This is a genomic window from Pseudomonas sp. Xaverov 259, from assembly GCF_019352915.1.
In the GTDB taxonomy this organism is placed as follows: Bacteria; Pseudomonadota; Gammaproteobacteria; order Pseudomonadales; family Pseudomonadaceae; genus Aquipseudomonas.
Genome location: NZ_JAAAFV010000057.1, coordinates 444,908 through 465,866 on the forward strand (window position 1 = coordinate 444,908; position 20,959 = coordinate 465,866).

The 20,959-nt window shown below is 59.9% G+C and carries 18 protein-coding genes; 12 read left to right on the top strand and 6 right to left on the bottom strand.

The window, feature by feature from the left end; all coding sequences use genetic code 11:
• Window positions 1–13: 13 nt before the first annotated feature.
• From K0H48_RS24865 to K0H48_RS24875, 3 genes are all read right to left on the bottom strand, one after another.
• Window positions 14–832 carry a phosphoglycolate phosphatase gene (locus K0H48_RS24865; protein ID WP_200430309.1) on the bottom strand — a complete coding sequence of 273 codons (819 nt, stop codon included), beginning with the start codon at window positions 830–832 and terminating at the stop codon, window positions 14–16.
• The gene (gene rpe / locus K0H48_RS24870) at window positions 829–1,503 is read right to left on the bottom strand and encodes a ribulose-phosphate 3-epimerase (RefSeq protein WP_017138077.1); all 675 of its coding nucleotides are present in this window, start codon (window positions 1,501–1,503) and stop codon (window positions 829–831) included. Before rpe ends, K0H48_RS24865 begins: the two co-directional genes overlap by 4 nt.
• Window positions 1,504–1,586: 83 nt before the next feature.
• Window positions 1,587–2,735: an iron-containing alcohol dehydrogenase gene (locus tag K0H48_RS24875; protein WP_219269529.1), complete on the bottom strand. Its 1,149-nt coding sequence runs from the start codon at window positions 2,733–2,735 to the stop codon at window positions 1,587–1,589.
• A 176-nt stretch (window positions 2,736–2,911) separates the two neighbouring features.
• Between K0H48_RS24875 and K0H48_RS24880 the strand changes: the two genes are divergently transcribed.
• Entirely contained in the window at window positions 2,912–3,886 is a 975-nt protein-coding gene (locus tag K0H48_RS24880) for an alpha/beta hydrolase family protein (RefSeq protein ID WP_219269530.1), read from the top strand.
• Between the two features lie 152 nt (window positions 3,887–4,038).
• On the opposite strand, the gene K0H48_RS24885 is transcribed toward K0H48_RS24880, so the two are convergent.
• Genes K0H48_RS24885 through K0H48_RS24895 form a run of 3 tightly spaced genes read right to left on the bottom strand, consistent with a single transcriptional unit; the run spans window position 4,039 to window position 6,507 of the window.
• Window positions 4,039–4,806 (bottom strand): TerB family tellurite resistance protein, encoded by a 768-nt coding sequence (locus K0H48_RS24885; RefSeq protein WP_219269531.1) that lies wholly within the window; start codon window positions 4,804–4,806, stop codon window positions 4,039–4,041.
• Between the two features lies 1 nt (window position 4,807).
• The gene (gene murU / locus K0H48_RS24890) at window positions 4,808–5,485 is read right to left on the bottom strand and encodes an N-acetylmuramate alpha-1-phosphate uridylyltransferase MurU (protein WP_219269532.1); all 678 of its coding nucleotides are present in this window, start codon (window positions 5,483–5,485) and stop codon (window positions 4,808–4,810) included.
• Complete coding sequence (locus K0H48_RS24895) at window positions 5,482–6,507, bottom strand: aminoglycoside phosphotransferase family protein (RefSeq protein WP_219269533.1); 1,026 nt, start codon at window positions 6,505–6,507, stop codon at window positions 5,482–5,484. Before K0H48_RS24895 ends, murU begins: the two co-directional genes overlap by 4 nt.
• Before the next feature lie 130 nt (window positions 6,508–6,637).
• Here K0H48_RS24895 and K0H48_RS24900 point away from each other — a divergent pair, with 130 nt between their 5' ends.
• From K0H48_RS24900 to K0H48_RS24950, 11 genes are all read left to right on the top strand, one after another.
• Entirely contained in the window at window positions 6,638–9,448 is a 2,811-nt protein-coding gene (locus tag K0H48_RS24900) for an LPS-assembly protein LptD (protein ID WP_219269534.1), read from the top strand.
• Window positions 9,429–10,763, top strand: a complete 1,335-nt coding sequence (locus K0H48_RS24905; protein ID WP_219269535.1) for a peptidylprolyl isomerase — start codon at window positions 9,429–9,431, stop codon at window positions 10,761–10,763. Before K0H48_RS24900 ends, K0H48_RS24905 begins: the two co-directional genes overlap by 20 nt.
• On the top strand, window positions 10,760–11,749 hold the full coding sequence (gene pdxA / locus K0H48_RS24910) for a 4-hydroxythreonine-4-phosphate dehydrogenase PdxA (protein ID WP_200430318.1): 990 nt from the start codon (window positions 10,760–10,762) through the stop codon (window positions 11,747–11,749). The genes K0H48_RS24905 and pdxA overlap by 4 nt, the downstream gene beginning before the upstream one ends.
• Window positions 11,746–12,558 carry a 16S rRNA (adenine(1518)-N(6)/adenine(1519)-N(6))-dimethyltransferase RsmA gene (gene rsmA / locus K0H48_RS24915; RefSeq protein ID WP_219269536.1) on the top strand — a complete coding sequence of 271 codons (813 nt, stop codon included), beginning with the start codon at window positions 11,746–11,748 and terminating at the stop codon, window positions 12,556–12,558. The genes pdxA and rsmA overlap by 4 nt, the downstream gene beginning before the upstream one ends.
• Before the next feature lie 238 nt (window positions 12,559–12,796).
• A complete protein-coding gene (gene apaG, locus K0H48_RS24920) occupies window positions 12,797–13,177 on the top strand; it encodes a Co2+/Mg2+ efflux protein ApaG (RefSeq protein ID WP_138813604.1) in 381 nt (126 codons plus the stop codon).
• Entirely contained in the window at window positions 13,177–14,025 is an 849-nt protein-coding gene (locus tag K0H48_RS24925; RefSeq protein ID WP_219269537.1) for a symmetrical bis(5'-nucleosyl)-tetraphosphatase, read from the top strand. Before apaG ends, K0H48_RS24925 begins: the two co-directional genes overlap by 1 nt.
• A 9-nt stretch (window positions 14,026–14,034) precedes the next feature.
• Window positions 14,035–14,364 carry a thiosulfate sulfurtransferase GlpE gene (gene glpE / locus K0H48_RS24930; RefSeq protein ID WP_219269538.1) on the top strand — a complete coding sequence of 110 codons (330 nt, stop codon included), beginning with the start codon at window positions 14,035–14,037 and terminating at the stop codon, window positions 14,362–14,364.
• 285 nt (window positions 14,365–14,649) lie between these two features.
• The gene (locus tag K0H48_RS24935) at window positions 14,650–16,572 is read left to right on the top strand and encodes a PrkA family serine protein kinase (protein WP_026013778.1); all 1,923 of its coding nucleotides are present in this window, start codon (window positions 14,650–14,652) and stop codon (window positions 16,570–16,572) included.
• A 113-nt stretch (window positions 16,573–16,685) separates the two neighbouring features.
• Entirely contained in the window at window positions 16,686–17,957 is a 1,272-nt protein-coding gene (locus K0H48_RS24940; RefSeq protein ID WP_017138057.1) for a YeaH/YhbH family protein, read from the top strand.
• Window positions 17,954–19,519, top strand: a complete 1,566-nt coding sequence (locus K0H48_RS24945; protein ID WP_017138056.1) for a SpoVR family protein — start codon at window positions 17,954–17,956, stop codon at window positions 19,517–19,519. The genes K0H48_RS24940 and K0H48_RS24945 overlap by 4 nt, the downstream gene beginning before the upstream one ends.
• A gap of 63 nt (window positions 19,520–19,582) precedes the next feature.
• Window positions 19,583–20,812, top strand: coding sequence for a multifunctional CCA addition/repair protein (locus K0H48_RS24950; RefSeq protein ID WP_219269539.1), 1,230 nt, complete (start codon window positions 19,583–19,585; stop codon window positions 20,810–20,812).
• Window positions 20,813–20,959: the final 147 nt, after the last annotated feature.

A 20,959-nucleotide genomic window follows, 5' to 3' on the forward strand; every position in this document is an offset into this window, starting at 1 on the left:
CGGCCAGGATCAGTCAGGCGCGCCAACGCCAGCGGGCCAGGGCCTTGATGACTTTCATCCAGAGTTTGCGAGTGACCACCACGATGGAGTTTCCAGAAGGGGTTGATTCGATGTCGGGCAACGTTATCTCAGCGCCCGCTCCCAAGCAACCGGGGATTAGCAGTCGCAGATCATCAATGACCAGCGCCGGCGATTCTTCGGCGATCGGCCGGCCATGGTTATAACCGTAGCTCAGCGCCACACACTGCACGCCAGCGGCTTTGGCGGCCAGCACATCACTGCGCGAATCACCGACAAACAACGATTGCGAGGCCGGGATATTGGCCATTTTCATAACGAAGAATAGCGCCGCCGGGTCAGGCTTTTTCTGTGGCAAGGTGTCGCCGCCGATGATCCAGCGGAAATAGCGGCCGATTTTCATCTGGTCCAACAGCGGCGCGACAAAACGCTCCGGCTTGTTGGTGATCAGCGCCATCTCCACGCCTTGCTTGTGCAGCCACTTGAGCGTGTCGCGCACGCCGGGGTAGACCACGGTCAGCTCATGGCTGCTTTCATAGGCGACATTGAAGAGTTCCAGGGCGTGCTCGGCCTCGACCTCATCCACACCTTCGGCATCGATGTGGTTGGCCAAGGCCCGGCGCACCAGCATCTGCGCGCCATTGCCGACCCACTCACGCACCGATTCGACGCCTGCCGGCTTGCGCCCCAGCTTGAGCAGCATCTCGTCCACCGCCGCCGCCAGGTCTGGCACCGAATCGATCAACGTACCGTCCAGATCGAACATCACCAGCCGTGGCAGTTTGCCGGGGAACAACTGCTCAAAACCGCTCATGGACGCGCCAGCGCCAGTTCGGCCCGCATCTTGTCGATGACTTCCTGGTAGTTGGGAGCGTTGAAGATCGCCGAGCCGGCCACAAAGGTGTCAGCGCCAGCAGCGGCGATTTCGCGAATATTGTTGACGTTAACCCCGCCGTCGATTTCCAGGCGGATATCACGGCCCGACGCATCGATCAGCGCGCGGGCTTCGCGCAGCTTGTTCAGGGTGCCAGGGATGAACTTCTGCCCACCGAAGCCTGGGTTGACGCTCATCAGCAAGACCATATCGACCTTGTCCATCACGTACTCAAGCACGCTCAACGGCGTGGCCGGGTTGAACACCAGGCCCGCCTTGCAACCGCCTTCACGAATCAGTTGCAGGGTGCGGTCGACGTGCAGCGTGGCTTCCGGGTGGAAGGTGATGTAAGTGGCACCGGCCTCGATGAAGTCACCGACGATGCGGTCCACCGGGCTGACCATCAGGTGCGCATCGATCGGCGCAGTAATGCCGTACTTGCGCAGTGCCGCGCAAACCATCGGGCCGATGGTCAGGTTGGGCACGTAGTGGTTGTCCATGACATCGAAGTGCACGAAGTCGGCACCGGCGGCCAATACCTTGTCCACTTCTTCACCCAGGCGGGCGAAATCGGCGGAGAGAATCGATGGAGCGATAACGAAGGGCTGCATGACGCACCTTTTTGAGCTAAATCACGATGGCGCGCATTGTATACCTCATGCTTTACCCAGCACACCGTGACCTAACTCAATGGTCAGTAAGCCGCCCGGTAGATTTTCTCGATATCCGCCGCGCTGAGCTTGCGCGGGTTGTTGCGCATCAGGCGCTCGATACCCGCCGCTTCCGTCGCCATGGCGGGGATCGCGTCTTCCGGCACACCAAAGCTTCTCAGCCCCGCAGGGATTTCCACGGCGGCACACAGTCGCGTCATCGCTTCGACCGCCTGATCGGCCGCAGCGTTGACGCTGAGCCCGCTGATATTCACGCCCATGGCTTGAGCGATGTCCTGCATGCGCTCCACGCAGGCCAGCTTGTTCCAGTGCATTACATAAGGCAGCAACAGCGCATTGCTCACACCATGGGCAATATTAAATCGCCCGCCCAACGGGTACGCCAAGGCATGCACCGCGCCGACGCCCGCATTGCCGAACGCCATACCGGCCATCAGGCTGGCGGTGGCCATATCATCACGGGCCTGCAGGTTGGTCGGGTTGGCATAGGCCTTGGGCAGCGCATTGGCGATCAGCTTGATCGCGCCGATGGCCAGCGCGTCAGTGATCGGCGAGGCATTCAGCGACAGGTAGGACTCGATGGCATGCACCAGCGCATCCACGCCACTCGCGGCAGTGACACTGCGCGGGCATGTGAGGGTCATTTGCGGGCTGATCAGCGCGACGTCCGGCAGCAGGTAATCGCTGACGATGCCCTTTTTCAGCTGCGCGGCCTTGTCGGAGAGGATCGCCACATTGGTCACCTCTGAGCCGGTGCCAGCGGTGGTCGGGATGGCGATCAGCGGCGGGCCTTTGCGTGGTACTTGGTCGACGCCAAACAAGTCCGCCAGGGCGCCGTGGTAACCGGCATAGGCCGCGACACTCTTGGCAATGTCGATGGCACTGCCGCCGCCCACGCCGATCAAGCCGTCATGCCCGCCTTCGCGGTACACGCGCATGCAGTCCTCGACGATGGCGATTTCCGGGTCGGGCAGCACACGGTCGAAAATCTCATAGGTGCGCTCGCCCAAGTGCTCAAGCGCCAACGCGACGGTACCGGACTTGACCAGCGCGGCATCGGTGACGATCAGCGGGTTATCCACATCCAGCCGCGTGAGTTCGGCGGCCAGTTGTTCGATGGCGCCAGCGCCGGTCAGCAGTTTGTGGGCGATCTTGAATGAGGAAGTACTCATGTGCGCGGCCTCTTGTTAATGATGGGCTGGCACAAGAGTAGCTCGGGATTTTCGGTTGCCCAGCATTCACAGACCAAATGGCGCCGCCATCAAGGCCCGGCACACACCGCCGATACACTGACAAATACCGACCAACCCATTAGGCTGCTGGAATTACTTCTGGCCGGGAACCCACCATGCCCTTTTACCACCGTTCGGCACTGCCAGCCTTGTGCCTGTCGCTGCTATTGACCAGCGCCTTCACTGCCCAGGCCGCCAATGCACCTGCGCCCGCCGCCGAAAAACCGGCTGAACGCCAACCGCTGCCCGAGCGCAGCCAGGAAGAAGCCAGCGCCCTTGAGCGTCAACTGCCACCCCAGGAACAGCAACAATTGCAGGCCGGCAGCGATTCATTCCTGGCCCTATGGAAACCGGCCAACAGCGCCGAACCTGAAGGTGTGGTGATTATTGTGCCGGGCGCCGGGGAAAGCGCCGATTGGCCACAGGCAATCGCGCCCTTGCGCCGCAAATTACCCGATGCCGACTGGGGCACGTTGAGCCTGTCGTTGCCGGATGTGAACCTCGACACCTTGCCGCCTCGGGTCATGGAGTCGCCCAAAACAGCAGTCGACACCAGCAGCAAAGACGGCAGTACGGCCGCCAAACCGATCGAACAAGCCGCCAGTGCCGAAGCCGAAGGCACTGACCCGGCCGTGGTGCCGGGCGCCGATGAACAGGACAAGACCGACGCCAAGCGCATCTTTGATCGCATCGACGCCGCCGTTGCCTTTGCCCAAACCCAGAGCGCGCGCAGCGTGGTGCTGCTCGGCCACGGCACCGGCGCCTGGTGGGCCGCGCGCTACCTGAGCGAGAAGCAACCGTCCCAAGTGCAGAAGTTGGTAATGGTGGCTGGCAAGACGCCTGCGGCCAGGCAGCCGGACCTGCAAAAACTGGCGCCGGCGCTGAAAGTGCCGACGGCGGATGTGTACTACCAGGACGGCGCCCAAGAGCGAAAAAACGCCCTGGAACGTATGCAGGCCGCCAAGCGGGCGAAGAATGACGGCTATAAACAGGTGTCGCTCAAGACCCTGCCGGGCAACAGTGCGGCTGAGCAAGAGCAGTTGTATCGGCGGATTCGTGGGTGGTTGAGCCCGCAGGCGAAAGAAGGCTGACACGCTATTTCAAGAACACTGCAGGCCTAATGTGGGAGCGGGCTTGCTCGCGAATGTGGTGCATCAGTCGACATCTTCAGTGACTGACACTGCGCATTCGCGAGCAAGCCCGCTCCCACACTCGATTGGGTTATCAAGCTAAGGGATGGTGGCTACCTGAAATCCCGCCGTTCGCGAATCAACGCATAGGCATTATGCAGCTCGCGGGTGCGCTCGGTGGCCTCACGCACTTGCGCCAGGCTTGCTCCCGTGCCAGCGATCTTGTCCGGGTGATGGCGACTGAGCAAGCGGCGATAAGCGCGTTTGATGGCGGCCGGTTCGCTGGTGGACGTCACCCCCAGAATCCGCAGTGCCTCCTGATACGCCCCGCCACGATTGGCCAACGGCTTGCGTTCGGGGGCGTAATCAGAGGCCAGCGCCTGCAGCTGTTGCGGCGTCCACCCGAGCCACTTGCCCCACAGGTCGATCAGGTCGCGCTCGGCGTCGTCGGCCCTGCCGTCCGCCCAGGCCATGCGCCAGCATGCACGCAACACACCTTCCGCCGCATGGGGCTGTGCCTTGAGCACACGCAGGTAATTGCGCACCCGGTCGGAACCGGACTTGCCACGATTGAACGCTGTGATCGCCCGGCGTTGGGCCGGCTCGCTCATGTCCAGCGCGCGCATTTCCTGGCGCGCCTGCTGAATATGCCCATCCACCACCCGGCCATTACTCTTGGCCAGGCGCCCCAACAACACGAACAGCAACTCGTCGTTGCGCAACGTCGGGCGCCCGCCCAGGCGCTCGCGCAATTGCGCCCAGCTGTGCAACTGCAGGCGGCGATCCAGTGCCTGCCCCAGCAATGCGCCCAACAAGGCCCCCGGAATACTGGCAATGGCAAAGCCAGCCCCGGCACCGATCAGTGTCCCTGGCCACAACATCTTATTGCCCCGCAGTCAGCAAGGTTTCAACCTGCGCCAGACGCTCCAGCGTGCCGACATCAATCCAGCGTCCTGTCATGTGCTCTCCCGTTACCAGACCTTTGGCCATGGCCTCCCGCAACAGCGGCGCCAGTTTGAAGGCACCGGCGCTGCAACCCGCGAACAACTGTGGGTCGAGCACTGAAATGCCACTGAAGGTCAGGTTATCGGCACCGGGCGCGGCATCATGAAGCAGGCCGTTGTCCAAATAGAAGTCGCCTCCCGTTGGCGCATGGGCAGGCATGTCGACCATGACCAGGTGGGCAAGCCCCTCCAGCGCCTTGTTGTGCAGACTGGCGAAGTCGAAGTCCGTCCAGATATCGCCATTGACCAGCAGGAATGGCTCGTCACCCAACAACGGCAGCGCCTTGAAAATACCGCCACCGGTTTCCAGCGGCTCGCCCTCGGGCGAGTACTGAATGCGCAAGCCAAACTGCGCGCCATCACCCAGGTAGCTTTCAATCTGCTGGCCGAGCCAGGCATGGTTGATCACGATATCGCTGAAGCCGGCCTTGGCCAGCGCTTCAAGGTGATACTCGATCAAACGCTTGCCGCCCGCTTGCACCAGTGGTTTGGGCGTGTGCAACGTGAGCGGGCGCATCCGCTCACCTTTGCCCGCCGCCAGGATCATCGCCTTCATACGTGTGCCTCGGTCGGTTCACGCAGGCTGGCGAGCAACTCACCCAACTCGCCCAGCTCCGGACGATCGGCCAGTACCGCTTCTATATAAGCAAAGAAGCGCGGCACGTCGGCCAGGTAGCGCGGCTTGCCGTCGCGATGGCAGATGCGTGCAAAAATGCCGATGACCTTGAGGTGGCGCTGCACGCCCATCAGGTCACTGGCCCGCAGGAACTCGTCAAAATCAGCCTGCACCGGGATGCCCAACGCACCTGCACGCTCCCAGTAGCCGCGCTGCCACTCGCGCACACGCGCCTTCGGCCAACTGAGGAACGCATCCTTGAACAAGCAGGTGATGTCATAGGTAACCGGGCCATAGACCGCGTCCTGGAAGTCCAGCACGCCGGGGTTCGGCTCGCTGATCATCAGGTTGCGCGGCATATAGTCGCGATGCACCAGCACTTTAGGCTGGGCCAGGGCGCTGTCGATCAGGTGATCACTGACGCGCTGCCATAAGGCCAACTGCTGGGTGTCGAATTCGATACCCAAATGTTGGCGCACGTACCATTGCGGAAACAATTCCAGCTCACGACGCAACAAGGCGACGTCATAGCTGGGCAGCGGTGCATCCATCGGCAATTGCTGAAAAGCCAGCAACGCGTCGATGGCATCGGCAAACAATTGATCGGCGTTTTGCGCGTCAATCACGTCCAGATAGGTTTTTTGGCCCAGGTCATTCAGCAAAAGAAAGCCGCGCGGCAAATCTTCTGCATAAATTTTTGGCACATTTATTCCCGATTTCGCGAGTAAATCAGCGATATCGACGAAAGGTTTGCAGTTTTCCTGTGGCGGTGGAGCGTCCATAACGACGAACGAACGACCGCCGCCCTCCCAGCGGAAATAACGCCTGAAACTCGCGTCGCTGCTGGCCGCGGTCAATGTGGCCGGAGGTACGGCACCCCAGTCCTGAGCGTTGAAAAGGATCGGCAACTGCTCATCCAGCCAAACTTTCAGCTGTTGTAAACGTAGATCTTGCTCGGGCATTACAAGGGTCTCCGACGGCGCTAGCCGTCAAGCGGGTCATGCTTTATTATCACGCATCTTTTTCAGACCATCGAGAGGCGTGCGGCCCAAACCGCGGGCAGATGGCACGCAGGAAGCCCGGACTAATAAGATGGCATTGAAATCCCCCGCGTTTCGTAGAAAATTTCCGTTGCTGGTAACCGGCAGTCTGCTGGCCATGCAACCTTTCGCCACCTCATTCGTGGTCGCCGCGGAACAGTATGACTGCTCAGTCTCTGCTTCGGGTGCCTGGGATTGCGCGCCAAAAACCGCCGCAGCCCCATTACCACCGCGCCCGGTGCACGACGGCGCAGCCGTCAGCGCCGCTGGCAGCACGGCGCAAGCCGATGCTGGCGGCACTGCTGCGGCCGAGCCGAAGACCACCCTGGTCACCGAGTCCAAGGGCCGTGGCCTGCGTTCGCGCAGTGCCGACTACAGCCACCTGGACTGGGTGCCTCGCGATAAGCTGACCGCAGCCCAACTGGCTGAGACCGGCCCGTATTGCTCCGGCGCGTACATCGAGCCGACCCGTCCTGGCATGAACGACAAGACGGACAAAAGCGATTCGCCGACCTTCATCGGTGCCAAGGTGTCTCGCTACGAGCAGGAACAGCAGGTTGCGACCCTGGCCGGTGACGTCGTCATGCGCCAGGGCAGCATGCAGCTGGAGGCTCAGGAAGCCAACCTGTACCAGGCCGAGAACCGTGGCGAGCTGAACGGCGATGTGCGCCTGCGCGACAACGGTGCCCTGATCGTCGGCGACCACGCCGAAGTCCAGCTCGATACCGGCGCGGCCCAGATCGACAATGCCGAGTACGTGCTGCACAAGTCGCGCATTCGCGGTAACGCGCTGTACGCCAAGCGTGCCGAAAACGCGATCATCCGTCTCAAGGACGGTACGTACACCACCTGCGAGCCGGACAGCAACGCCTGGCAGCTCAAGGGCAACAACATCACGTTGAACCCGGCCACCGGTTTCGGTACGGCCACCAACGCAACGTTGCGGATCAAGAACATCCCGATCCTGTACACCCCGTACATCTATTTCCCGATCGACGACCGTCGTCAATCCGGCTTCCTGCCGCCAAGCTTCAGCACCGGCAGCGAAACCGGCTTCACACTGGTTACGCCGTACTACTTCAACCTGGCGCCAAACTACGACGCCACGTTGTACCCGCAATACATGACCAAGCGCGGCATGATGGTGGAAGGCGAATTCCGCTACCTCACCAAGTCCAGCGAAGGTCAGTTCGGCGGCGCGTACCTGAACGACGACAGCGACGAGCGCAAGAATCAAACTGATTACGAAAAAACCCGTTACATGCTCAACTGGCAGCACAAAGGCGGGCTGGATTCGCGTGTATCGACCCAGGTCGACTACACCAATATCAGCGACCCTTACTTCTTCCAGGACCTCAAGACTTATCAGGAAGGCATCCAGCCTCGAGATTTCGTCAACCAGCAGGGCGCCGTCACTTACCGCGGCGACTCCTATCAGGCGCGCCTGAACCTGCAGGCTTACCAGCTTGCGACTATTTCCCAGATCACCCCGTATAACCGGTTGCCGCAGATCACCTTCAACGGGATGCTGCCGTACCATCCAGGTGGTGTGAACTTCACCTATGAAACCGAAGCTGTTCGGTTTGATCGTGATCTGGAAAAAGGCAACTTTACCGATGAGAACAACCTGGTTACGCCTCGCCTCGACACATTTGTTACGGGCCTGACCCGTGCAAACGGTACTCGACTGAACGTCGCGCCGGCTGTTGATTACCCGATGAACTGGACCTACGGTTTTATTACGCCGAAGCTCAAGTACGTGTACACCAAGTACGATCTTGACTTGGACAGCACCGGCAAGAACCAGATCATCGCGCAACAAGCGGCATCGACTGCGGCTAATCCCTACGCTGGTGGCGACTTCAAGAGCTCCCAGGACCGCGCTATTCCAATCGCCAGTATCGACAGCGGCCTGTACTTCGACCGCAATACCAACTGGTTCGGCAAGGACTATCGCCAGACGTTGGAACCGCGCGCGTTCTACCTCTATGTGCCTAACAAGGACCAGAGCGATATCCCGGTATTCGACACCAGTGAATACTCGTTCAGCTACTCCTCGCTGTTCCGCGATAACCGCTTCAGCGGCACCGACCGGATTGGCGACGAAAACAAGCTGTCCCTGGGCTTAACCAGCCGCTGGATTGAAGACAACGGTTTCGAACGCCAGCGCGTGTCCGTTGGCCAAGCGGTGTACTTCAAGGATCGCCAGGTTCAATTGCCGGGTATTCTTGCGTCCGACCGTGCCGATGCACAATCCAACGTTTCGCCTGTTGCCCTTGAATACGAATACCGCTACAACCGCGACTGGCGCGCCACTGCCGATTACAACTGGGACACCGAAAGCCACAGCCCTCGTTCCGGCAGCGCGATGCTTCACTACCAGCCGGAAGACAACCCGAACAAGATCATCAACGTCGGTTATCGCTATCGTAACGACCAAGTGGTCTACAACCAGCTGACCGGCAAATGGCAGTTCGGTGGTGACTACGGGCAACCAGGCGACCCGAACTTCGTGAAGGATTACTACAAAATCCAGCAACACGACTTCTCGATGATGTGGCCGATCATTCCGCAGTGGAACTTGATCACCCGCTGGCAGTATGACTATGCCCGCAACCGTACCCTGGAAGCCTTCGGTGGTTTCGAGTACGACAACTGCTGCTGGAAACTGCGCGTCATCAACCGTTACTGGGTTTCCAACGACGAATACAGCCAGATCGCCCCGCTTAACGAAAAGGGTGACCACGGGCTCTTCTTCCAGATCGTCCTCAAAGGACTCGGCGGCCTGACCGGCGCCAAGGTAGAGAGCTTCCTCGACAAAGGCATTGAAGGTTATCGTGAACGTGAAGACCAAGCTTTCTGATTGCTTGCGCCCGCTAGTGCTGGGCGCGCTGTTCCTGGGGGCCGCATCGGCACACGCTGCGGTTCAACAGCTGGACAAGGTAGTGGCCATCGTCGATAACGACGTGATCATGCAGAGCCAACTCGACCAACGGGTCAAGGAAGTTCAGCAAACCATCGCCAAACGTGGCGGCGGCGTACCGCCTACCAGCGTGCTGGACCCACAGGTACTGGAGCGCCTGATCGTCGAAAACCTGCAACTGCAGATCGGCGAGCGTTCCGGCATCCGTATTTCGGACGAAGAACTGAACCAGGCCGTCGGCACCATCGCTCAGCGCAATAACATGAGCGTTGACCAGTTCAAGGCTGCCCTGGCCCACGATGGTTTGTCTTATGAAGACGCCCGTGACCAGATCAAGCGTGAAATGATCATCAGCCGTGTGCGTCAGCGCCGTGTAGCGGAGCGGGTTCAGGTGTCTGAACAGGAAGTGAAGAACTTCCTGGCCTCGGACCTCGGCAAGATGCAGCTCTCCGAAGAGCTGCACCTGGCCAACATCCTGGTTCCAACGCCAGACAGCGCCAACTCTGAGCAGCTCAATGCTGCTGCGGCGAAAACCCAGGCTATCTATGATCGCCTGAAAGCCGGTGCTGACTTTGCCCAAACGGCCATTGCAATGTCCGGCAGCGATAACGCCTTGGACGGCGGTGATATGGGCTGGCGTAAAGCCGCGCAATTGCCACCTCCGTTCGACCGTGAACTGAGCGCCATGAACGTCGGTGAAATCACCCATCCAGCGCGCACGCCAGGCGGTTTCATCATCCTCAAGTTGCTCGACAAACGCGGCAGCGAGACCTCGCTGAAAGACGAAGTGCATGTTCGTCACATCCTGGTCAAACCAAGCGAAATCCGTACCGAGGCGCAAACCAAGGAACTGGCCCAGAAGATCTATGACCGCATCGAAGGCGGTGAAGATTTTGCCACCCTGGCCAAGAGCTTCTCGGAAGACCCGGGTTCAGCCCTCAACGGTGGCGACCTCAACTGGATCGACCCAAAGGGGCTGGTGCCAGAGTTCCAGGACGTCATGGCCAAGACCCCACAAGGTGTTCTGTCCAAGCCGTTCCGCACTCAATATGGCTGGCATGTCCTGGAAGTCCTTGGCCGTCGCGCCACCGACAACACCACCCAGGCTCGCGAGCAACAAGCCCTGACCGTATTGCGTAACCGCAAGTACGACGAAGAGCTGCAAACCTGGTTGCGTCAGATCCGTGACGAAGCCTATGTAGAGAACAAGCTGCCAGGTGCCGAGCAAACAGGCACCGACCAGGCAGCACAGTGAAACCCCAGCGTTTCGCGGTAACACCCGGTGAGCCGGCCGGCATTGGTCCAGACCTGTGCCTGCTGCTCGCCTCGCACCCTCAGCCACACCCCCTGATTGCCATTACCAGCCGCGACCTGCTCCTTGAGCGGGCCGCGCAACTGGGTGTGGCTGTCACCTTGCTGGACGTGGCGCCGGGCAATTGGCCCGACCTGCCCGCCCCCGCTGGCAGCCTGTATGTGTGGCACACCCCGCTCGCGGCCAAGGTGGTTGCCGGGCAACTGGACAAGGCCAATGCGGCGTTTGTGCTGGAAACCCTGACGCGCGCAGGCCAAGGCTGCATCGACGGCGACTTCGCCGGCATGATTACCGCCCCGGTGCACAAGGGCGTGATCAACGAGTCCGGCATTGCCTTTTCCGGCCATACCGAATTCCTCGCCGAGCTGACCCATACCGAGCAAGTGGTGATGATGCTGGCCACTCGCGGCCTGCGGGTTGCGCTGGTGACCACGCACTTGCCGTTGCGTGATATCGCCGACGCCATCACTGCCGAGCGTGTAGAGCGCGTCACACGTATCCTGCACGCCGACCTGCAACACAAATTCGGCATTGCCCAACCGCGCATCCTGGTCTGTGGGCTCAACCCGCACGCCGGTGAAGGCGGCCATTTGGGCCATGAAGAAATCGACATCATTGAACCGACATTAGAGCGTCTGCGCCAAGAAGGCATGGACCTGCGTGGCCCATTGCCTGCAGACACTCTGTTTACCCCCAAATATCTGGAGCACTGCGACGCAGTGCTGGCGATGTACCATGACCAGGGATTGCCCGTGCTGAAGTACAAAGGCTTCGGCGCCGCAGTCAACGTGACACTGGGCCTGCCGATCATCCGCACCTCCGTCGACCATGGCACAGCCCTGGACCTGGCGGGCAGCGGCAAGATCGATACCGGCAGCCTGCACGTGGCCCTGGAAACCGCCTATCAGATGGCCGAGACCCGTATATGACTGAGCATTACCAACACCGGGCGCGCAAGCGCTTCGGGCAAAACTTCCTGCACGACGCTGGCGTGATCGACCGTATCCTGCGCTCCATCCATGCCAAGCCAGAAGACCGCCTGCTGGAAATCGGCCCGGGCCAGGGCGCCTTGACCCAAGGCCTGCTCAACAGTGGCGGCCAGTTGGACGTGGTTGAGCTGGATAAGGACCTGATTCCGATCCTCAACCAGCAATTCGCCGGCATGCCCAACTTCAACCTGCACCAGGGCGATGCGCTGAAGTTCGACTTCAACAGCCTCAACGCTGCGCCCAACAGCCTGCGGGTGGTCGGCAACCTGCCGTACAACATCTCTACGCCGCTGATTTTTCACCTGCTGAACAATGCCGGGATCATCCGCGACATGCACTTCATGCTGCAAAAAGAAGTGGTTGAGCGTTTGGCCGCAGGCCCAGGCGGCGGCGATTGGGGCCGCCTGTCGATCATGGTTCAGTACCACTGCCGCGTGGAGCACCTGTTCAACGTCGGCCCTGGCGCCTTCAACCCGCCGCCGAAGGTCGACTCGGCCATCGTGCGCCTGGTGCCGCACGCGGTGCTGCCGCACCCGGCCAAGGACCACAAGTTGCTGGAGCGCGTGGTGCGTGAAGCGTTCAACCAGCGCCGCAAGACCCTGCGCAACACGCTCAAGGCGCTGCTGAGCAACGCCGAGATCGAAGCCGCCGGTGTCGACGGCGGCCTGCGCCCCGAGCAACTGGACCTGGCCGCGTTTGTGCGCCTGGCTGACCAGCTAGCGATCCAGCCCGCGCCGATCGTGGAATAAGCCGTAAGAGTTCGATGCAATCCAATGTGGGAGCGGGCTTGCTCGCGAATACGCAGCGTCAGTCACCAAATGTGTCACTGATGCACCGCCTTCGCGAGCAAGCCCGCTCCCACATTTGTTCGGCGTTATACCGATAACGCTTACCGGCTGCCCGACACATGTCTGGCCTAGTGCCCCGCTCATGGCCTAGACTGATCCGCATCTGCTGTCCTCCGCTTTTGCTCTTAAGGCCTCTTGCATGTCCGATCCTCGCTACCAGATCGACGTCAGCGTCGTCACCCGCTTCCTCGCGGACCAATCACACCCCGAAGACAACCGTTTCGCCTTTGCCTACACCATCACGGTGAAGAACAACGGGCAAGTGCCGGCCAAGCTGCTGTCGCGCCACTGGGTGATCACCGACGGTGACGGCCAGGTCGAGGAAGTGCGCGGTGCCGGCGTGGTTGGCCAGCAGCCGTTGATCGACATCGGCGCCAGCCATACCTACAGCAGCGGCACGGTGATGACCTCCAAGGTCGGCACCATGCAGGGCTCCTATCAGATGAAAGCCACCGACGGAAAACTGTTCGACGCCATCATCGCGCCGTTTCGCCTGGCGGTGCCCGGGGCCCTGCACTGATGACGACGTACGCGGTCGGCGACCTGCAAGGCTGCCTGGAACCCCTCAAGTGCCTGCTGGAGCGCGTAGCCTTCAACCCGGCGAGCGACCGCTTGTGGCTGGTCGGTGACCTGGTCAATCGCGGCCCCGAGTCCCTGGAGACCCTGCGCTTTCTTTATAAGATGCGTGACTCCTTGGTGTGCGTGCTGGGCAACCATGACCTGCACCTGCTGGCGGCCGGCAATAACATTGAGCGCCTGAAAAAAGGCGACACCTTGCGCAAGATCCTGGAAGCGCCGGACAGGACTGAATTACTGGACTGGCTGCGCCGCCAAAAGCTCATGCATTACGACGAAGGCCGAAACATGGCCTTGGTACACGCCGGCATCCCGCCCCAGTGGACGCTGAAGAAAGCCCTCAAGTGCGCCGCCGAAGTCGAAAGCGCCCTGGCTGATGACAACCTCTACACGGCGTATCTGGATGGCATGTACGGCAACGAGCCGGTCAAGTGGGACAACGACCTCACCGGCGTGGCCCGCCTGCGCGTGATCACCAATTACTTCACACGCATGCGCTTCTGTACCGCCGAAGGCAAACTGGACCTCAAGAGCAAGGAAGGCGCCGACACCGCGCTGCCTGGCTACAAGCCGTGGTTCGCGCATAAAGAACGCAAAACCCGTGACACCAAGATCGTTTTCGGCCACTGGGCCGCCCTTGAAGGCCAGTGCAACGAACCCGGCGTGTTCGCCCTCGACACCGGCTGCGTGTGGGGTGGCAGCATGACCTTGATGAACATCGACACCGGCGAGCGCCTGAGCTGCCAGTGCGAACCTCCCCCTTCTGTAACACTGCCGGGCGCCAAGCCCTAGGAGCCCGCCATGAGCGAATTCAAACGTATCCCTCCCGAACAAGCCCAGGCCCTGCGCGAGAAAGGCGCCGTGGTGGTCGACATCCGCGACCAACCGACCTATGCAGCAGGCCACATCAGCGGCGCGCAGCATCTCGATAACCACAACATCCAGGACTTCATCCGTGCAGCCGACCTCGACGCGCCAGTGATCGTGGCCTGCTACCACGGCAATTCCAGCCAGAGCGCAGCGGCCTATCTGATCAGCCAGGGCTTCTCCGACGTCTATAGCCTGGACGGTGGCTTTGAGCTGTGGCGCACGACCTATCCTGCAGAAATTGCCTCTGGCGATTCGCAATAATTTTTTTCACACCCCGCTACCCCGCGTGACGCTTGGGCTCGCGCCGTTTCTGACGAACGGCGCAGCCAAACTAATTGCGCATCGCGCCTTGACCTCCCGGATTCCGAACTATCCTTAAGCGCAGGCCATCCGAATCAGGGGAGAGCCGGTACACCGGCGTGCGGGTCATCGGTAGCGTTTCAGGGTGTTCTGGGGGGAAAACAGCCAGTGGCGATCGCCAATGGCTGCCAGCATCGACTGATTGATCCGGCGTCGGCTCCACGTATCGAGCGAGGTGACGACGTCATGAGTATCTTTAGCCACTTCCAACAACGCTTCGAGTCCACCCAGCAGGAAGAGCTTACCCTGCAGGAGTATCTCGAGCTGTGCAAAAAGGACCGCAGCACCTACGCATCTGCCGCCGAACGCCTGCTGTTGGCGATTGGTGAGCCGGAGCTGGTAGACACCTCGAATAATTCGCGCCTGTCGCGAATATTCTCCAACAAGGTGATCCGCCGCTACCCGGCCTTTGAAGACTTCCATGGCATGGAAGAATGCATCGACCAGATCGTCTCCTACTTCCGGCATGCCGCCCAAGGCCTGGAAGAGAAGAAGCAAATCCTCTACCTGCTCGGCCCGGTCGGCGGCGGTAAGTCGTCCCTGGCGGAAAAGCTCAAACAACTGATCGAGAAGGTGCCCTTCTACGCGATCAAGGGCTCGCCGGTGTTCGAGTCGCCTTTGGGGTTGTTCAACGCCACGGAAGATGGCGCGATCCTCGAAGAAGACTTCGGCATCCCACGCCGCTACCTCAACACCATCATGTCGCCATGGGCCACCAAGCGCCTGTCGGAGTTTGGCGGCGACATCAGCCAGTTCCGCGTGGTGAAACTCTACCCGTCGATCCTCAACCAGATCGGCGTGGCCAAGACCGAGCCCGGCGACGAGAACAACCAGGACATCTCGGCGCTGGTGGGCAAGGTCGATATCCGCAAACTGGAAGAATTCCCACAGAACGACGCCGACGCCTACAGCTATTCGGGCGCGCTGTGCCGGGCCAACCAGGGCCTGATGGAGTTCGTGGAGATGTTCAAGGCGCCGATCAAGGTGCTGCACCCACTGCTCACCGCCACCCAGGAAGGTAACTACAACAGTACCGAAGGCCTGGGCGCGATTCCGTTTACCGGGATCCTGCTGGCCCACTCCAACGAATCGGAATGGCACACCTTCCGCAACAACAAGAACAACGAAGCCTTCATCGACCGGATCTACATCGTCAAGGTGCCGTACTGCCTGCGGGTCAGCGATGAAATCAAGATTTACGACAAGCTGCTGTTCAATAGCTCCCTGGCCAAGGCGCATTGCGCGCCGGACACCTTGAAGATGCTCGCCCAGTTCACCGTGCTCTCACGTCTCAAGGAGCCGGAAAACTCGAACATCTACTCCAAGATGCGCGTGTATGACGGCGAAAACCTCAAGGACACCGACCCGAAAGCCAAGTCGATCCAGGAGTACCGCGATACCGCGGGCGTGGACGAGGGCATGAACGGTCTGTCGACACGCTTTGCATTCAAAATCCTCTCCAAAGTCTTCAACTTCGACCCGCACGAGATCGCTGCCAACCCGGTGCACCTGCTCTATGTGCTGGAACAGCAGATCGAACAGGAACAATTCCAGGCCGAAACCCGCGAACGCTACCTGCGCTTCCTCAAGGAATACCTGGCGCCGCGCTATATCGAGTTTATCGGCAAGGAAATTCAGACTGCGTACCTGGAGTCCTACAGCGAGTACGGCCAGAACATTTTCGACCGCTACGTGCTGTACGCCGACTTCTGGATTCAGGACCAAGAGTATCGCGACCCGGAAACCGGCGAGATCCTCAACCGCGTGGCCCTCAACGAGGAACTGGAGAAAATCGAAAAACCCGCCGGCATCAGCAATCCGAAGGATTTCCGCAACGAAATCGTCAACTTCGTGCTGCGCGCCCGTGCCAACAACAACGGCAAGAACCCTACCTGGCTCAGCTACGAGAAGCTGCGGGTGGTCATCGAGAAGAAAATGTTCTCCAACACCGAGGACCTGCTGCCGGTCATCAGCTTCAATGCCAAGGCCAGCAAAGAGGATCAGCAAAAACACAACGACTTTGTTACACGCATGGTCGAGCGCGGCTACACCGACAAACAGGTACGCCTGCTCTCCGAATGGTACCTGCGGGTGCGTAAATCACAGTAAGGCAGCGACAGGCGCATGCTGCCGGGCTTCTGGCCCGGCGGCCGACCGCTTGTCTCTAAGCTTCCAGCTCGCGGCTTGAAGCTTGTAACGTGAAGCTGCCCGGAGGGCTCCCCATGAGCTATGTGATCGACCGACGCCTCAATGGCAAGAACAAGAGCACGGTAAACCGTCAGCGTTTCCTGCGGCGTTACCGTGACCACATCAAAAAGGCCGTTGAAGAGGCCGTCAGCCGCCGCTCCATCACCGACATGGAGCATGGCGAACAAATCAGTATTCCCGGACGCGACATCGACGAACCGGTGCTGCACCACGGCCGGGGCGGCAAACAGACGGTCGTACACCCAGGCAACAAGGAATTCACCACCGGCGAGCATATCCAGCGTCCGCAAGGCGGTGGCGGCGGTAAAGGCCCGGGTAAAGCCGGCAATTCCGGCGAGGGCATGGATGAGTTCGTGTTCCAGATCACCCAGGAAGAATTCCTGGAGTTCATGTTCGAAGACCTGGAACTGCCCAATCTGGTCAAACGCAACCTGACCGGCACCGACACCTTCAAGACTGTGCGCGCGGGGATCAGCAACGAAGGCAACCCGTCTCGCATCAATATCATTCGTACACTGCGTTCGGCCCATGCGCGGCGTATTGCGCTGTCGGGCAGCAGCCGCGCCAAACTGAAGGAAGCCAAGGAAGAACTGGCGCGCTTGAAGCGCGAGGAACCGGATAACTTCGGCGACATTCAGCAAATCGAGGCGGAAATCGAGAAACTCAGTGCGCGCATTCACCGTGTGCCGTTCCTCGACACCTTCGACCTGAAATACAACCTGCTGGTCAAACAACCCAACCCCAGCTCCAAGGCGGTGATGTTCTGCCTGATGGACGTGTCTGGCTCCATGACCCAGGCCACCAAGGACATTGCCAAGCGCTTCTTCATCCTGCTGTACCTGTTCCTGAAGCGTAATTACGACAAGATCGACGTGGTGTTCATCCGCCATCACACCAGCGCCCGGGAAGTGGACGAAGAAGAGTTCTTCTATTCGCGGGAAACCGGCGGCACCATCGTGTCCAGCGCCTTGAAGCTGATGCAGGAGATCATGGCCGAGCGCTACCCTGCCAACGAGTGGAACATCTACGCCGCGCAAGCTTCCGACGGCGACAACTGGAACGACGACTCGCCGATCTGCCGCGACATCCTGATCAACCAGATCATGCCGTTTGTGCAGTACTACACCTACGTTGAAATCACCCCTCGTGAGCACCAGGCCCTGTGGTTCGAATACGAGCGCATCGGCGAAGCCTTTGCCGATACGTTCGCCCAACAGCAACTGGTCTCGGCCGGCGATATCTACCCGGTCTTCCGTGAACTCTTCCAGCGCAGGTTAGTGACATGACCGCCAAAAAAGAGCATAAGCGCCAACCCATTTCCACTGGCTCCGAGTGGACCTTTGAACTGATCCAGGCCTATGACCGGGAAATCAGCCGCATCGCGGCGGGTTATGCACTGGACACCTACCCCAACCAGATCGAAGTGATCACCGCCGAACAGATGATGGATGCCTACGCCTCGGTCGGCATGCCCTTGGGCTACCACCATTGGTCCTACGGCAAACACTTCCTCAGCACCGAGAAGTCCTATACCCGTGGCCAGATGGGCCTGGCCTACGAGATCGTGATCAATTCCGACCCGTGCATCGCCTACCTGATGGAAGAAAACACCATCTGCATGCAGGCGCTGGTGGTGGCGCACGCGTGCTACGGGCATAACAGTTTTTTCAAGGGCAACTACCTGTTCCGTACCTGGACCGATGCCAGTTCGATCATCGATTACCTGGTGTTTGCCAAGCAGTACATCATGCAATGCGAGGAGCGCCATGGCATCGACGCGGTAGAGGACTTGCTCGATTCCTGCCACGCCCTGATGAACTACGGCGTCGACCGCTACAAACGCCCGTATCCAATTTCTGCCGAAGAAGAACGCCTGCGCCAGAAGGAGCGCGAGGAGCACCTGCAAAAGCAGATCAACGACCTGTGGCGCACGATTCCTAAAAAAGCCGGCAAAAACAGCGACAAGGACAATGCACGCTTCCCCGCCGAACCTCAGGAAAACATCCTGTATTTCCTGGAAAAACACGCGCCGCTGCTGGAGCCATGGCAGCGCGAAATCGTGCGCATTGTGCGCAAGATCGCCCAGTACTTTTATCCACAGCGCCAGACCCAGGTGATGAACGAAGGTTGGGCGACGTTCTGGCACTACACCTTGATGAATGACCTGTACGACGAAGGCCTGGTCACCGACGGCTTCATGATGGAGTTCCTCACCTCCCATACCAGCGTGGTGTTCCAACCGGGCTTTGACAGCCCGTATTACAGCGGCATCAACCCCTACGCGCTGGGCTTTGCCATGTACCGCGACATCCGGCGCATGTGTGAACACCCAACCGAAGAAGACCGCCGCTGGTTTCCGGAAATCGCCGGCAGTGATTGGTTGTCGACCATCAAGTTCGCCATGAGCAGCTTCAAGGATGAGAGTTTCATCCTGCAGTACCTGTCACCTCAGGTGATTCGCGACCTCAAGCTGTTCAGCATTCTCGATGACGACCTCAAAGATGATCTGGTGGTGCCTGCCATTCACGATGAACCCGGCTACCGCACCATCCGTGAAACCCTGGCGGCGCAGTACAACCTCGGCAACCGTGAGCCCAACGTGCAGATCTACAGCATCGATGTACGCGGCGACCGCTCGCTGACCTTGCGTCACCAGCAGCACGACCGCAAACCCTTGGGCGAATCCACCGAGGAAGTGCTCAAACACCTGCACCGGCTGTGGGGCTTCGACATTCATCTGGAAACCCTGCAGGGCGATCAGGTGATGAAAACCCACCACGTGCCGCCACGCACCGACCACAACGATAACGACTACGGCCGCCTGGACCTGGCCGTCGTGCATCTCTGAAACAGCAAAGCCTCCATTGGTCCGGCACAGGCGGTATCCTGTGTCGCTAATGGAGGCTTTTTCATGAAAATCTACACAGTCGGCGGTGCGGTGCGTGATCGCCTGCTCGGCCTCAAGGTCACCGATATCGACCGCGTTGTGGTCGGTGCGACCACTGAAGAAATGCTCGCCAAAGGCTACAAGCCAGTCGGCGCTGACTTCCCGGTATTCCTGGACCCCAGGAATGGCGACGAATACGCCCTGGCCCGCACCGAACGCAAGAGCGGTCGGGGTTATGGCGGCTTTGTGTTTCACGCCAGCCCCGAGGTCACGCTGGAAGAAGACCTGATTCGCCGCGACCTGACCATCAATGCCATGGCCGAGGATGACGACGGCAACCTGACCGATCCTTATGGCGGCCAGAGCGACCTTAAAGCACGGATTCTACGTCACGTTTCCCCCGCGTTCGCCGAAGATCCCTTGCGAGTGCTGCGTGTTGCGCGCTTTGCTGCGCGTTATGCCCATCTGGGTTTTACCGTCGCCGCGCAAACCCTGGAACTGATGCGCCAACTCGGCGAGTCCGGCGAACTGCAAGCCTTGACCCCGGAGCGCAGCTGGAAAGAGATTTCCCGGGCGCTGATGGAGGATCAGCCCCAGGTGTTCATTCAGGTACTGCGCGACTGCGACGCGCTGAAAACCCTGATGCCTGAAGTGAATGCGCTGTTTGGCGTGCCGCAACCTGAAGCCCATCACCCGGAAATCGACACCGGCATCCATACCTTGAGCGTGCTGGAACAGGCCGCCTTGCATCAGCAACCGCTGACCGTGCGCTGGGCCTGCCTGCTGCACGACCTGGGCAAAGGCTTGACGCCTGTGGATAAGTTGCCACAGCACATTGCCCACGAACATACGGGCTTGAAGCTGATCAAGGCCGTCAATGAACGCTTCAAGGTGCCCAAGGATTGCCAGGAACTGGCCCTGCTGGTCGGCCAATATCACACCCATGGCCACCGTGCGCTGGAGCTCAAAGCCTCAACGTTGCTGGAGTTGCTGCAAAGTTTTGACGTGTATCGCCGGCCACAGCGCTTTGAAGAGTTTGTAGTGAGTTGCGAAATGGACGCCCGTGGCCGCAAGGGCCTGGAACACAGAAGTTATCCACAAGCGGATTATTTACGCGGCGCAGCCAAGGTGGCTCGCGAAGTACCGGTGGCGCCCTTGCTGGAAAAAGGTTTCAAAGGCCCGGAGCTGGGCGAGGCGCTCAAGCGTGAGCGGCTTAAAGTGCTCAAAGCCTACAAAGAACAACAGAACCTGTAGTCGTTACTCTTTGTGGCAAGGGAGCTTGTTGTGGCGAGTGGGCTTGTTGTGGCGAGCGGGCTTGCCCCGCGTTGGGCTGCGCAGCAGCCCCAGTAAAGACACTGAAATTTACCTGATAAAACTCAGTGCCTGTTTTAGGGCCGCTTC